The sequence below is a fragment of the Pelomonas sp. CA6 genome (assembly GCF_022549225.1).
GTDB lineage: Bacteria > Pseudomonadota > Gammaproteobacteria > Burkholderiales > Burkholderiaceae_C > Roseateles.
On sequence record NZ_JAKZFD010000005.1, the window covers coordinates 24123 to 38192 of the forward strand.

Annotated in this window: 11 protein-coding genes; 9 read left to right on the top strand and 2 right to left on the bottom strand. The window is 70.3% G+C overall.

Annotation, left to right across the window (positions count from 1 at the left end; all coding sequences use genetic code 11):
- The first annotated feature begins 107 nt into the window (after positions 1-107).
- Both LZ017_RS09890 and LZ017_RS09895 read left to right on the top strand, forming a co-directional pair.
- Positions 108-4001 (top strand): FAD/FMN-binding oxidoreductase, encoded by a 3894-nt coding sequence (locus LZ017_RS09890; protein ID WP_241396656.1) that lies wholly within the window; start codon positions 108-110, stop codon positions 3999-4001.
- Between the two features lie 457 nt (positions 4002-4458).
- The gene (locus LZ017_RS09895; RefSeq protein ID WP_241396657.1) at positions 4459-6273 is read left to right on the top strand and encodes a S8 family peptidase; all 1815 of its coding nucleotides are present in this window, start codon (positions 4459-4461) and stop codon (positions 6271-6273) included.
- Between the two features lie 56 nt (positions 6274-6329).
- Here LZ017_RS09895 and LZ017_RS09900 read toward each other — a convergent pair whose 3' ends face one another.
- Positions 6330-7301, bottom strand: coding sequence for a tripartite tricarboxylate transporter substrate binding protein (locus LZ017_RS09900; RefSeq protein WP_241396658.1), 972 nt, complete (start codon positions 7299-7301; stop codon positions 6330-6332).
- Between the two features lie 51 nt (positions 7302-7352).
- Between LZ017_RS09900 and LZ017_RS09905 the strand changes: the two genes are divergently transcribed.
- Positions 7353-7841, top strand: a complete 489-nt coding sequence (locus LZ017_RS09905) for an HIT family protein (RefSeq protein WP_241396659.1) — start codon at positions 7353-7355, stop codon at positions 7839-7841.
- Here the strand turns inward: LZ017_RS09905 and LZ017_RS09910 are convergent.
- Positions 7834-8247: a hypothetical protein gene (locus LZ017_RS09910; RefSeq protein WP_241396660.1), complete on the bottom strand. Its 414-nt coding sequence runs from the start codon at positions 8245-8247 to the stop codon at positions 7834-7836. The two genes, LZ017_RS09905 and LZ017_RS09910, sit on opposite strands and share 8 nt — an antisense overlap.
- A gap of 180 nt (positions 8248-8427) precedes the next feature.
- Between LZ017_RS09910 and LZ017_RS09915 the strand changes: the two genes are divergently transcribed.
- From LZ017_RS09915 to LZ017_RS09940, 6 genes are all read left to right on the top strand, one after another.
- A complete protein-coding gene (locus tag LZ017_RS09915; RefSeq protein ID WP_241396661.1) occupies positions 8428-8856 on the top strand; it encodes a gamma-butyrobetaine hydroxylase-like domain-containing protein in 429 nt (142 codons plus the stop codon).
- Positions 8857-8873: 17 nt separating this feature from the next.
- The gene (gene ubiE, locus LZ017_RS09920; RefSeq protein ID WP_241396662.1) at positions 8874-9605 is read left to right on the top strand and encodes a bifunctional demethylmenaquinone methyltransferase/2-methoxy-6-polyprenyl-1,4-benzoquinol methylase UbiE; all 732 of its coding nucleotides are present in this window, start codon (positions 8874-8876) and stop codon (positions 9603-9605) included.
- A gap of 265 nt (positions 9606-9870) precedes the next feature.
- Positions 9871-10857, top strand: a complete 987-nt coding sequence (locus LZ017_RS09925; RefSeq protein ID WP_241396663.1) for an EpsD family peptidyl-prolyl cis-trans isomerase — start codon at positions 9871-9873, stop codon at positions 10855-10857.
- A complete protein-coding gene (gene epsE, locus LZ017_RS09930; protein WP_241396664.1) occupies positions 10854-11723 on the top strand; it encodes a polysaccharide export protein EpsE in 870 nt (289 codons plus the stop codon). Before LZ017_RS09925 ends, epsE begins: the two co-directional genes overlap by 4 nt.
- Before the next feature lie 13 nt (positions 11724-11736).
- Positions 11737-13167, top strand: coding sequence for a chain length determinant protein EpsF (epsF, locus tag LZ017_RS09935; protein WP_241396665.1), 1431 nt, complete (start codon positions 11737-11739; stop codon positions 13165-13167).
- Positions 13168-13172: 5 nt separating this feature from the next.
- Complete coding sequence (locus LZ017_RS09940; RefSeq protein WP_241396666.1) at positions 13173-14057, top strand: tyrosine protein kinase; 885 nt, start codon at positions 13173-13175, stop codon at positions 14055-14057.
- Positions 14058-14070 lie beyond the last annotated feature (13 nt).

The following is a 14070-nucleotide window of genomic DNA, read 5'->3' on the forward strand; positions in this document are numbered from 1 at the left end:
GGACCACAAGTCCGGGCGCCGTTCCGCTGCTGCCCCTGATCGCCCCCTCTCGTCCTGGCGCCTGCCGAGGTGCCGCAACCCAGGGCGCCGCAGCGCGCCCGGCAGCCATGAATGCACCGCATCCGCTGATGCCCGCCGACGCCGACCTCGCCGGCGACCTGACCGACGCCGCGCCGCGACTGCGCGAGATTCCGTACAACTACACCTCCTTCTCCGATCGCGAAATCGTCCTTCGTCTGCTCGGGGGGCGGGCCTGGGCCCTGCTGAACCAGTTGCGCGGCGAGCGCCAGACCGGCCGCTCCGCGCGCATGCTCTATGAGGTGCTCGGCGACATCTGGGTGGTGCAGCGCAATCCCTATCTGCAGGACGACCTGCTGGACAACCCCAAGCGCCGCGAGGCGCTGATCGGCGCGCTGCGCCACCGACTGGCCGAGGTCGAACGACGTCGCAACCCCGAGGGCGACGCCGTGCGCGACGCCTCGGTGGGCGAGCTACTGAAGGCCGCCGAGGCGGCGGTGGGCGAATTCGCCGCCTCCTTCGAGCGCGTCGCCGAGCTGCGCCGGCGCACGCTGAAGGTGCTGGGCCGCCACACCGCCCGGGACAACATCAAGTTCGACGGCCTCTCGCGCGTGGCCCACGTGACCGACGCGACCGACTGGCGGGTGGAATACCCCTTCGTCGTTCTGACGCCAGACAGCGAGGCCGAAATGGCACAGCTGGTCAAGGGCTGCATCGAGCTGGGCCTGACCATCATCCCGCGCGGCGGCGGTACCGGCTACACCGGCGGCGCCGTGCCGCTGGTCTGGAACAGCGCGGTGATCAACACCGAGAAGCTGGAAGCGATGCGCGGCGTCGAGACGCTGCGCCTGCCGGGCCTGGACCATGAGGTCGCGACGATCTGGACCGAGGCCGGCGTCGTCACCCAGCGCGTCGCCGACCTGGCCGAGCAGCATGGCTTCGTGTTCGCGGTGGACCCCACCAGCGCCGAGGCCAGCTGCGTGGGCGGCAACATCGCGATGAACGCGGGCGGCAAGAAGGCCGTGCTGTGGGGCACGGCGCTGGACAACCTGGCGTCCTGGCGCATGGTCACGCCCGAGGCCAAGTGGCTGGAGGTGGTGCGCCTGAACCACAACCTGGGCAAGATCCACGACGTGGACGTGGCCAGCTTCGAACTGCGCTACTTCGACGCCAGCGGCAAGACGCTGGAGCGCACCGAGCGGCTGGACATCCCCGGTCGCCTGTTCCGCAAGGAAGGCCTGGGCAAGGACGTCACCGACAAATTCCTCGCCGGCCTGCCTGGCGTGCAAAAAGAAGGCTGCGACGGCCTGATCACCAGCAGCCGCTGGGTGGTGCACCGCATGCCGGCCCATGTGCGCACGGTGTGCCTGGAGTTCTTTGGCAATCCCAAGGACTGTGTGCCCTCCATCGTCGACATCAAGGACTTCATGTTCGCCGAGGCGAAGAAGCCCGACGGCGCCATCCTCGCGGGCCTGGAGCACCTGGACGACCGCTACCTCAAGGCGGTGGGCTATGCCACCAAGAGCAAGCGCGGCGGGCTGCCCAAGATGGTGCTGATCGGCGACATCGTCGGCGACGATGCCGATGCCGTGGCCCGCGCCACCAGCGAGGTGGTGCGCCTGGCCAACGGCCGCTCGGGCGAGGGCTTTGTCGCGGTGAGCGCCGATGCGCGCAAGAAGTTCTGGCTGGACCGCAAGCGCACCGCGGCGATCTCCAAGCACACCAACGCGTTCAAGGTGAACGAGGACGTGGTGATCCCGCTGCCGCGCATGGGCGAGTACACGCTGGGCATCGAGCGCATCAACATCGAGCTGTCGCTGCGCAACAAGCTGGCGCTGGCGGAGCGGCTCAAGGCCTTCTTCGCCACCGGCAACCTGCCGCTGGGCAAAACCGACGACGCCGGCGAGATCCCCAGCAGCGAACTGCTGGAGGACCGTGTGCAGCAGGCGCTGGCGCTGCTGGACGAGGTGGCCACGCTGTGGCAGCGCTGGAAGGACGAGCTGGACCTGCCGCGCGACGGCGAGGCCAGCTTCTTCGAGCAGCTTCAGGACCACAGCCTGCGCGCGAGCTGGAAGCGCCAGATCCTGAAGCCGCTGCAGGCCCTCTTCGCCGGCGCGGCCTTCGCGCCCGTCCTGGACCAGTGCCGCGCCATCCACAAGGAGGTGCTGCGCGGCCGCGTCTGGGTGGCGCTGCACATGCATGCCGGCGACGGCAATGTGCACACCAACATCCCGGTGAACTCGGACAACTACGAGATGCTGCAGACCGCGCACGAGGCGGTGGGCCGCATCATGGCGTTGGCGCGTTCGCTGGACGGCGTGATCTCCGGCGAGCACGGCATCGGGATCACCAAGCTGGAGTTCCTCTCCGACGACGAGCTGGCCGGCTTCGCGCGCTACAAGGCGCGGGTGGACCCCGAGGGGCGCTTCAACAAGGGCAAGCTGCTGCGCGGCCAGACCACCTTCGCCGACCTGACCAATGCCTACACGCCCAGCTTCGGGCTGATGGGGCATGAGTCGCTGATCATGCAGCAGAGCGACATCGGCGCGATCAGCGACAGCGTCAAGGACTGCCTGCGCTGCGGCAAGTGCAAGCCGGTCTGCGCCACCCATGTGCCGCGCGCCAACCTGCTCTACAGCCCTCGCAACAAGATCCTCGCCACCTCGCTGCTGATCGAGGCCTTCCTCTATGAGGAGCAGACCCGGCGCGGCGTGTCCATCAAGCACTGGGAGGAGTTCGAGGATGTGGCCGACCACTGCACGGTCTGCCACAAGTGCGCCAATCCCTGCCCGGTCAAGATCGACTTCGGCGACGTGACCATGAACATGCGCAACCTGTTGCGCAAGATGGGCAAGAAGAGTTTCCGCCCCGGCAATGCCGCGGCGATGTTGATGCTCAACGCCACCAACCCCGAGACCATCAAGGCCGCGCGCGCCGCGATGGTGGGTGTGGGCTTCAAGGCGCAGCGCGTCGCACACGACCTGCTCAAGGGCCTGGCCCGCAAGCAGACCGCCGCGCCGCGCGCGACGGTGGGCCCCGCGCCGATCAAGGAGCAGGTGATCCACTTCGTCAACAAGAAGCTGCCCGGTGGTCTGCCCAAGAAGACCGCGCGCGCGCTGCTGGACATCGAGGACAAGAACTACGTGCCCATCATCCGCGACCCGGCGCGCACCGCTGCCGACGCGCAGGCCGTGTTCTATTTCCCCGGCTGCGGCTCGGAGCGCCTGTTCAGCCAGGTGGGCCTGGCCACCCAGGCCATGCTGTGGCATGCGGGCGTGCAGACCGTGCTGCCACCGGGCTATCTGTGCTGCGGCTATCCGCAGCGCGGCTCGGGCCAGTTCGACAAGGCCGAGAAGATCATCACCGACAACCGGGTGCTGTTCCACCGCGTCGCCAACACGCTGAACTACCTGGACATCAAGACCGTGGTCGTCTCCTGTGGCACCTGCTATGACCAGCTGCAGGGCTACAAGTTCGAGGACATCTTCCCCGGCTGCCGCATCGTCGACATCCACGAGTTCCTGCTCGAGAAGGGCATCAAGCTCGAGAGCTCGCAGGCCTATCTGTACCACGACCCCTGCCACAGCCCGATGAAGCAACAGGAGCCGCTGAAGACGGTGAAGGCGCTGCTCGGGCCCGAGGTGGTGCAGAACCCGCGCTGCTGCGGCGAAAGCGGCACGCTGGGCGTGACGCGGCCAGACATCTCCACGCAGATCCGCTTCCGCAAGGAAGAAGAGCTGCGCAAGACCGAGGCGCAACTGCGCGAGTCCGGCAAAGTAGGCGCGCAGGAGAACCTGAAGATCCTGACCAGCTGCCCCAGCTGCCTGCAGGGCCTCACGCGCTACGGCAACGACCTGCAGAACGGTCTGCTGGAAGCGGACTACATCGTCATCGAGATGGCGAGAAAGATCCTTGGCGAGAACTGGCTGCCCGAGTACGTGGCGCGCGCCAACGCCGGCGGGATCGAGCGGGTTCTGGTCTGAGCCGCGGCTGCGTGGCCCCTTAGCGCAATCGCGCGGGGCCTGCAGTAACTCCCCGTATCTCCCGTGGTCTTGGCCGCTGCCGCGGCCCGCCATCCGGGGTGATCGCCCTCCGGGTCTTCCCGGAGGCGCCCGGCGGGCCGCCATCGCCGCGACCCGCGTTCGCCTCGGAGCGCCGCCCCGGGCGCCGCTGCGCGCCAGGGCACTTGCGGGTTATCCCATCCTGCCAAGTTTTGCAGGGTGACGTTCGCGTTGCGCCCACGATTTCTAGACTGCGCCCATCTCCTCTCGGGGTCAGGTCTTGATGGGCCGGCCTCGGGTGCGCGCCAGCGACGGCCGGCACGCGCCTGAAAGGGGAGGGCGGCGGCAGCCTGATGCGCCGCCAGAGGCCCTACGGCGTCCACCCCAGTCGCGGGGCAATCGCCGCGCTTTGCGGCAGTCCATGACAGGAGAGAAGCTCATGATCCGTATCCCACGATCCCCTCTCTGGCTGGCCACTGCGCTGGCCCTGGGCGCCCCGGCGGCGCTGGCCGGCGGCCCGGTGACCGACCCCGGGCCTCTGGCGAACACGCCCGCCGACGTCCGCACCGACCAGCTGATCATCAAGTACCGCGACGCCAGCGAGCTGCAGAGCCTGCCCGGCGGCGCGTCGGTGCAGCGCGCCCGTGCGCTGCCCGAGCAGACCCTGGCCGAGCGTGTCGCGCAGGTGCAGGCGGTGGTGCGCGGTTCCGGCCGCGGGCTCAAGCTGCTGCGCCAGACCGGGCAAGGGGCCCATGTGTTCAAGCTGGACCGCGCGCAGGGGAGTCGCGAGCTGGCCGCGCTGGCCGACGCGATACGCGCCGCCGACCCGTCCATCGAATACGTGGAGCCGGACCGGCTGCTGCAGGCGATGCTGACGCCCAACGACACCGACTACAGCAAGCAGTGGGACCTGTCCGAACCCACCGGTGGCATACGCGCACCGCAGGCCTGGGACCTGGCCACCGGCAGCGGCGTCGTGGTCGCGGTGATTGACACCGGCTACCGGCCCCATGCCGACCTGTCCGGCCAGATCGTCGCGGGTTACGACATGATCACCAACGCCACCACGGCGCGCGACGGCAACGGCCGCGATGGCGATGCCGCGGACGAGGGGGACTGGCAGGCGTCCGGCGACTGCCCGTCCGACCCGTCGCCGTCCAACTCCAGCTGGCACGGCACGCATGTGGCCGGGACCATCGCGGCCAAGACCAACAACGCGCTGGGCGTGGCCGGCATCGCCTTCAATGCCAAGGTGCAGCCGGTGCGCGTGCTGGGGCGCTGCGGCGGCTATATGTCGGACATCTCCGACGCCGTGGTCTGGGCCTCGGGCGGCACGGTGTCCGGTGTGCCGGCCAATGCGACGCCGGCCAAGGTGCTCAACCTGTCGCTGGGCGGCGGCGGCAGCTGCGGCAGCACCATGCAGGCGGCGGTCAGCGGCGCGCGCTCACGCGGCGCGGTGGTCGTGGTGGCGGCGGGCAATTCCAACACCAACGCGTCCAACTTCACGCCGGCCAACTGCACGGGTGTGATCACCGTCGCGGCGACCGACCGCTATGGCGCCCGCGCCCCGTACTCCAACTATGGCAACGTGGTGGCGCTGGCCGCGCCCGGCGGCGCGATGGGCAGCACCGCCAGCAACGGCATCTACTCCACGCTGAACGCCGGCACCACCACGCCGGGGGCCGACAGCTATGCCTACTACCAGGGCACGTCCATGGCGGCACCGCATGTCGCGGGCGTGGCGGCGCTGATGTTCAGCGTCAAGCCGACGGCCACGCCGGACGAGATCGCGCAGGCGCTGACGAGTTCCGCGCGCACCTTCCCCGGCAGCTGCACCGGCTGCGGGGCCGGCATCGTCGACGCCTATGCGGCGGTGCAGGCGATCCAGGGCGGCCCGAGCACGCCGGACGAGGTGGAGCCCAACGACAGCCTGGCGACGGCCAACCTGGTCGCCGCGCCCAAGGCGCTGAAGGCCCAGCTGGGCAGCAGCTCCGACACCGACTACTTCCGCGTCAACCTGCCCGCCGGCAAGACGCTGAGCGCGGTGCTGAGCATGCCCAATGGCACGACCGACTATGACCTGACGCTGCGCAACAGCGCGGGCACGGCGATCAAGGTGTCGGAAAAGCCGGCCGGGCAGACCGACAGCGTGAGCCAGGCCAACAGCAGCGGCGCCACACAGACCTACTACGTCCAGGTGCGCTACTACAGCGGCAGCACGGGCCAGAACTACACGCTGAACCTCAGCTGGTAAGGGCCGGGCCCCGGGGGCGCGCTGGATGGGATCCGGCGCCGCGTCCGGGGCGTTTCTCAGTCGGCGCTGATGCCGCGCGTCTTGATCAGCGCATGCCAGGCCTGGGTTTCCTGCGCGACGAAGCGCGCCAGCCCGGCCGGGTCGCCGGGCACCAGCTCCAGGCCGAAGTCCTCCAGCCGGGCTTTCAGCTCCGGCTGGGCCAGGGCCTTGCGCACTTCGCCGGACAACCGGGTGATGATGGGCTCGGGCGTGCCGCGCGGCACGAACAGGCCCTGCCAGGCCGTCACCTCCACGCCCTTGATGCCCAGCTCCTCGAAGGTGGGCACGTCGGGCAGCGCGGCGATGCGCCGCGAGGACAGCACGGCCAGCGCCTTGAGCTTGCCCGCGCGCAGATGGGGCAGGCCGGCGGCGGTGTCCAGAATGCCCATGGGCAGCATGCCGGCGATCAGGTCCTGGGTGCTGAACGCGGTGCCGCGGTAGGGCACGTGGACGATGAAGCTGCCGGTGCGCTCCTTCAGCAGCTCCATCGCCAGATGATGCGGGCTGCCGATGCCCGGCGATGCATAGCTGTAGAAGCCGGGCTTGGCCTTGACCGCCTCCAGCCACTGGCGCGCGCTGCTGAAGCCCGCGTGGGGGTTGACCACCAGCAGCAGCGGGAAGCGCGCCATCAGCCCCACCGGCGCGAAGTCCGAGGGCGCATAGGGCAGCTTCTTGTAGAGCGCGCTGTTGAAGACCATCACGCCGTTGTCGCCGGTCAGCAGGGTGTAGCCGTCGGCCGGCGACTTGGCCGCGTTGTCGCTGCCGATGATGCCGGCGGCGCCGGGGCGGTTGTCGATCACCAGGGTCTGGCCCAGCGCCCGGCCCAGCGCCGGCGCGAGCTGGCGCGCGAGGAAGTCCGAACCGCCCCCGGCCGGATAGGCCACGACCCAGCGTATGGGCTTGGACGGCCAGGCGTCGGCGGCGCCGGCGGGCCGCACGGCGGCCAGCAGCGGCAGGGCGGAGACGAGGGTGCGGCGGCTCAGGGTCATGGCATGGCGGGCTTGCTAGAGTCGCGCCATCTTAGCCATGCCCCTGCCGCCATGAATGCCCAGCCTGTCGCCCCCTCCTGTCCGCTGTGCCAGGGGCAGCCAGCGTCCGCGCCACCGTCCGGCCCCGACCTCGAGAACGGCAACCTCGTCATCCACCGCGGTCCGCGCTGGCGCGTGCTGCGCGCGCTGGACACGCCGGCCTTCCCGGCCTTCTACCGGCTGGTCTGGACCGAACACCGCGCGGAGTTCAGCGAGCTGTCGCACGAGGAGCGGCGCGACTGCATGGAGGCCGTGGCCGCGATCGAGGCGGCCATGCGCAGCGAGCTGCACCCCGACAAGATCAACCTCGCCAGCCTGGGCAACATGGTGCCGCACCTGCACTGGCACCTGATCGCGCGTTTCCGCACGGACAGCCATTTTCCCAACCCCATCTGGGGCGAGCGCCAGCGCGAGGCCGACCCGGCGCTGGCGCAGCAGCTGGCCGCGAGCCTGCCGCGGCTGGACGAGCGCCTCCGCGCGGCGCTGGCGGCGCTCACCTGAGCCCGGCTGCCCGCGGCGGCGTACCGTCGTCCGGCATTCGGAAGCTCAGCTCCATCAGGTAGAGCCTGCCGCCGCTCGGGCCCTGGCATTGCAGTCCTCGCACGGCGCGGTGGATCGCGGCGCGGTAGTGGCGCAACGGGCCCTGTATGCGGATCTCGCTGATGCGATCGCCGTCCAGCCGGAAGAACACCTGCACCACGCCGGCGGCCGGATGGCGGTCATGGAAGGGGCCCAGCTGGTCCTGCAGCGCGCGGTCCAGCCCGGGGCAGGTCGCACGCACGTCCAGCGCGGGCGGATCCGCGCCGTCGGACCGGTCATCGGGTGCGGCGGTGGACAGGCCGGCGAGCAGGGGCAGGGTCAGGCCCAGCGCTGCGGCCCGCACCAGGGTTGGATGGGGACGGTTCATCGGGGCCTCCCGGATCGCATGCTCCGCCGGCCGCCCCCGTGGCGACCGGTCCGGGATTCACCTTAGGCGCGGCGGCGCGGCCAACCCCGTGCCATGCGACTGGACGCCGGTCCGCGCGACGAAGTGCGTGTCGCCGCGACGGCGCCCGGCGCACCGGGGCGGGGATACACTGTGCACCCTATGGCCGGCCTGACTCCCGACACCCCCCATCCCACCGAGATCACCGTGCACCAGCAGTCGCGGCAGCTGGAGATCGCGTTCAGCGACGGTGCGCGCTTTCGCATCCCCTTCGAGCTGATGCGGGTGCTGAGCCCGTCGGCCGAGGTGCAGGGCCATGGCCCGGGGCAGGAGGTGCTGCAGACCGGCAAGCGGACCGTGCAGATCGTCGCCGTCCAGCAGGTCGGGCACTATGCGCTGCAGCCGCTGTTCTCCGATGGCCACGAAAGCGGCCTGTTCACCTGGGAATACCTTTACCGCCTGGGCCGCGACCAGGACCCGCTGATGCGCGACTACGAGGCGCGGCTGGCCGCGGCCGGCCTGGACCGCGACGCGCCCATGCCGGAGAAGGCGGGCGGCGACCAGGGCGGCTCCTGCGGCCATCACCACTGATTCACAAGCGAGCAGCGATGAGCAGTACCCATTTCGGATTCGAGACCGTCGACGAACAGGACAAGGCGCGCCGCGTGCGCGGGGTGTTCGACTCCGTGGCCTCGCGCTACGACCTGATGAACGACCTGATGTCCATGGGCATGCACCGGGCCTGGAAGGCCTACACGCTGGCCGTGGCCAACCTCAAGCCCGGGCAGCGCGTGCTGGACATCGCCGGCGGCACCGGCGACATGGCGCGCGCCTTCGCGCGCAAGGTGGGCCCGACCGGCATGGTGGTGCACACCGACATCAACGAGGCCATGCTCAGCACCGGCCGCGACCGGCTGCTGGACGAGGGCCTGGTGCTGCCCACCAACCTCTGCGACGCCGAGGCGCTGCCCTACAAGGACGGCAGCTTCGACCTGGTCTGCGTGGCCTTCGGCCTGCGCAACATGACGCACAAGGACCGCGCGCTGGCCGAGATGCAGCGCGTGCTCAAGCCGGGCGGCCGGCTGCTGGTGCTGGAGTTCTCGCGCGTTGCCGAGCCGCTGAAGAAGCCCTACGACTGGTACTCCTTCAACATCCTGCCCAAGCTGGGCCAGCTCTTCGCCGGCGATGCCGACAGCTACCGCTACCTGGCGGAGTCCATCCGCATGCACCCGTCGCAGCCCGAGCTGAAGGCCATGATGAAGACGGCCGGCTTCGGCCACGTGGACGTGCACAACCTCAGCGCCGGCATCGTCGCGCTGCACGTCGGCATCCGCTGCTGAACCCGCACGGGGCGGGTGGGCGCAGCCCGCCCGCGGCGGCCGTGCCGGCTCGGTTTGCCATGGGCGTCCTGGGTGTTTCTGCCTCCCGCGAATGCGGGGGGTGAGGCGCCTTGGGGCGCTTTTTCGCGTTGGATATGTCACTGCGCGCGCGCCGACGGCCGTCAAGCCCCTCCGAGCCAGGACAGGGCGCCGCTACACTCGAACGCGCCTGCAGAGAGGGCAGGTCCGCGCCACGTGGCGCGACCCCGAACAGAAAGTCATCGCCATGAACGAGAAGACGACAGCCCGGTCCATTCCGCCTTCCCTTGAACCGGTCCGCCGCGGCGCGTGGCGCCCCGCCGGCGCGGCCGTCGCGCTGCTGGCCCTGGCGCTGGCCGGCTGCGGCGGTGGCAAGGAAGGCGCGGCCTCGCAGACCGCGGCGCGGGTGAACAAGGAAGAGGTCACCGTCCACCAGATCAACTTCCTGCTGCAGCGCCAGCCGGGCCTGAAGCCGGAGCAGACCGAGGCCGCCGCCCGCCAGGCGCTGGAGCGCCTGATCGACCAGGAGCTGGCGGTGCAGAAGGCGCAGGACCTGAAGCTGGATCGCGATCCGCAGACCCTGGAGCAGATCGAGGTCGCCAAGCGCGAGATCCTGGCCCGCGCGCTGGCCGAGAAGCTGGGGCAGGCCGCCGCCAAGCCCAGCGCCGACGAGGTCCAGCGCTACTACAACGACAAGCCGGCGCTGTTCAGCGAGCGCCGCATCTACAGCCTGCAGGAGCTGCAGATCGAGGCCAAGCCCGAGCAGGTGGAGATGCTGCGCGGCCGCCTGAAAGAGTTCAAGAACCCGGTCGAGCTGGCCGAGTTCCTGAAGGCCAGCGAGATCCGTTTCGGCGCCAGCCAGGCGCTGCGCGCGGCGGAGCAGGTGCCCATGGCCAACCTGGACATGCTGGCCCGACTGAAGGATGGCGACTGGGTGATCAACCCCATGCCCAACGGCATGCAGGTCATTTACCTCGCCGGTTCGCGCCAGCAGCCGGTGACGCTGGAGCAGGCCCGGCCGGCGATCGAGCAATACCTCTTCAACCAGGCGCGCGCCGAGCTGCTGAAGAAGGAAATGAAGGCCCTGCGCGACGCCGCCAAGATCGAATACATCGGCAAGTACGCACAGCCCGCGCCGGGTGCGGCCTCCGCGCCGGCCGCCGATGCGGCGGCGGCCTCGGCGGCCAGCGGGCTGGACGCTTCGGCGATCTCCAAGGGGCTGGGCGCGAAATGAGCAAGCTCGCCAATCCTTCGCGCCGCGTCTTCGGTCGTGCCAGCCATGCGTTGATCGCGGCGGCGCTGCTGGTCGGCGCCGTGTCCGGCTTCGCGCAACAGCGCGCGGCGACCCCGGTCGGGGCCGCCAGCGGCGCCGCGGCGGAGTACCGGCTGGGCGCCGGCGACGTGATCCGCATCAGCGTCTACCAGAACCCCGACCTGCTGCTGGAGACCCGTGTCTCCGAAACCGGCGTCATCTCCTTTCCGCTGCTGGGCAGCATTCGCATTGGCGGCCTGGGCGTGGGGCAGGCAGAGACGCTGATCGCCGACGGGCTGCGCAACGGCAACTTCGTCAAGCAGCCCCAGGTCACCATCGTGGTGCTGCAGGTGCGTGGCAACCAGGCCAGCGTGCTGGGCCAGGTCAACCGGCCCGGCCGCTATCCGCTGGAGGTGGCCGACACGCGGCTGTCCGACCTGCTGGCCACGGCCGGCGGCGTGGCGCCCACCGGCGGCGACCTGCTGGTGCTGACCGGCACCCGCAACGGCCAGCCTTTCCGCACCGAGATCGACCTGCCGGCCATGTTCGCGCCCGGCGCGCGCACCCAGGACGTCGTGGTGCAGAACGGCGACGTGCTGTGGGTGGACCGCTTCCCTATGATCTACATCTATGGCGAGGTGCAAAAGCCCGGCGCGATGCGCCTGGAGCGCGGCATGACCCTGCTGCAGGGATTGGCCTCGGGCGGCGGGCTGAACCAGCGCGGCACCGAGCGCGGCATCCGCGTGCACCGCAAGACCGCCGAAGGCAAGGTGCAGGTGCTGCAGCCGGCGATGGACGAGTTGCTGAAGGACGGCGACGTGGTCTACGTCAAGGAAAGCCTGTTCTGACCGGGACCCCCTCATGAGCTTCGCGCAATTCCTGGCCATCCTCTTCGCGCGGCGCTGGCTGTTCCTGGCCGTGCTGCTGGCCGTGCTGCTGCCGGCGCTGGCGGTCACGCTGTGGCTGCCCAAGCGCTACGCGGCATCGGCCAGCGTGGTGGTGGACGTCAAGCCCGATCCGCTGTCGGCCTTTCCCACGCTGGCCAATCCCACGGTGATGGCGACGCAGATCGACATCGTGCAGAGCGAGCGCGTTGCGCGCCGCGTGGTGCGCAACCTGAAGCTGCTGGAGGCGCCGCAGGTGCGCCAGCAGTGGATGGCCGACACCGGCGGGCGCGGCGACCTGGAAACCTGGCTGGTGGAGCGCTTCCAGAAGGAACTCAGCGTCAAGCCCTCGCGCGAGTCCAGCGTGATCGAGATCGCCTACACGGCGGCCGACCCGCAGTTCGCCGCCGGGTTGGCGAACGCCTTCGCGCAGGCCTACATCGACACGGTGCTGGAGCTGCGCGTGGAGCCGGCCAAGCAGTACAGCAGCTTCTTCGAGGCGCGCGCCCGCGATGCGCGTGCCGCGCTGGGCGCGGCGCAGAGCAAGCTCAGCGCCTTCCAGCAGCACAGCGGCGTGGTGATGACGGACGAACGCATGGACGTCGAGACCCAGCGCCTCAACGACCTCAGCTCGCAGCTGGTGGCCATCCAGGCCGCCGCGGCGGATGCCAGCAGCCGCCAGGCCCAGGCCTCGGCCGGCTCGGCCGACAAGCTGCAGGAGATCAGCAACCACCCGGTGGTGGCGGGCCTGCGCGGCGACCTGTCGCGGATGGAGGCCAAGCTGCAGGAGCTCAACTCGCGCCTGGGCGACGGGCACCCGCAGGTCATCGAGCTGAAGGCCAACATCGCCGAGCTGCGCCGTCGCCTGGACGTCGAGGTGCGCCAGCTGTCCGCCGGCGTGGGCATCAGCAACAGCATCAGCCGCCAGCGCGAGGCCCAGATCCGCGCCGAGCTGGAGGCGCAGCGCGCCAAGGTGTTGAAGATGAAGCAGGTGCGCGACGAGGGCATGATGATTCTGCGCGACGTCGAGACCGCGCAGCGCGCCTACGACAACATCACCCAGCGTCTCAGCCAGAGCTCGCTGGAAAGCCAGGCCACGGCCACCAACGTCAGCCTGCTCAATTCCGCGGTGCCGCCGCTGCAGGCGGCCTTCCCGCGCGTCGGGCTGAACGCGTCGCTGGCGCTGTTCATGGGCCTGCTGCTGGCCACCGTGGCGACGCTGCTGATGGAGCTGCGCGACCGCCGCGTGCGCGCGCCGCAGGACATCGAGGCGCTGCTGGGCCTGCCGGTGCTGGGCCGTCTGCCCGCGCCTGGCGCCACCTCCCCGGCCTCGCCGCTGGCCCGCCTGGCCGGACGTGCCGCGCCGCGCCTGAACGCCGCGGCCTCCTCGGCCGGCAAGACCGTCTGAACCCGATGAGCAGCACCGAAGAGATCCAAACCCCGGAACGCGTCGGCGCCGAGCGCGGCAGCCAGTCCATCGGCCACATCATTGCGGAGGCGAACCAGCTCAAGCCGGACGACGTCGAACGTATCCTGGCGCACCAGCGCGCCACCGGGCTGCGCTTCGGCGAGGCCGCGGTCGCGCTGGGTCTGGTGCGCGACGAGGACGTGGTCTGGGCGCTGAGCCAGCAGTTCCACTTTCCCTATGCCGCCGGCAGCGAGGCGCGTAGCTCGGAAGAGCTGGTGCTGGCGCACAAGCCCTTCAGCGCCCAGGCCGAGGCCTTCCGTGTGCTGCGCAGCCAGCTGATGATGCGCGTCTTCGCCAGCGCCACGCCGCGGCCGGCGCTGGCCGTCATCAGCCCGGACAGCGGCGATGGCAAGAGCTTCTTCGCCGCCAACCTGGCCGCCGCGCTGAGCCAGCTGGGCGGGCGCACGCTGCTGGTGGATGCCGACATGCGCAACCCGCGCCAGCACGAGCTCTGCGGCGTGGACGGCGCCTCGGGGCTGTCGGGCGTGCTCGCCGGGCGGCCGGAGAGCGGCGTGATCCGCGCCGTGCCCGAGCTGCCCAGCCTCTTTGTGCTGCCGGTGGGCACGCGTCCGCCCAATCCCAGCGAGCTGGTGGAGCGGCCCGCGTTCGGGCTGCTGATGAACGAGCTGCGCGCCAAGTTCGACTATGTCGTGATCGACACGCCCGCCGCGAGCTATGGCGCCGACTATGCGGTGATCGCCGCGCGCGCCGGCGCCGCGCTGGCGCTGGCACGGCGCGACCGCAGCCGCGTGGCCGGCCTGCGCGCGATGACGGACAGCCTGAAGAACACGCCGGCCACGCTGCATGGCGTGGTGCTGAACGAGTTCTAGCCCCGGCCGTCGC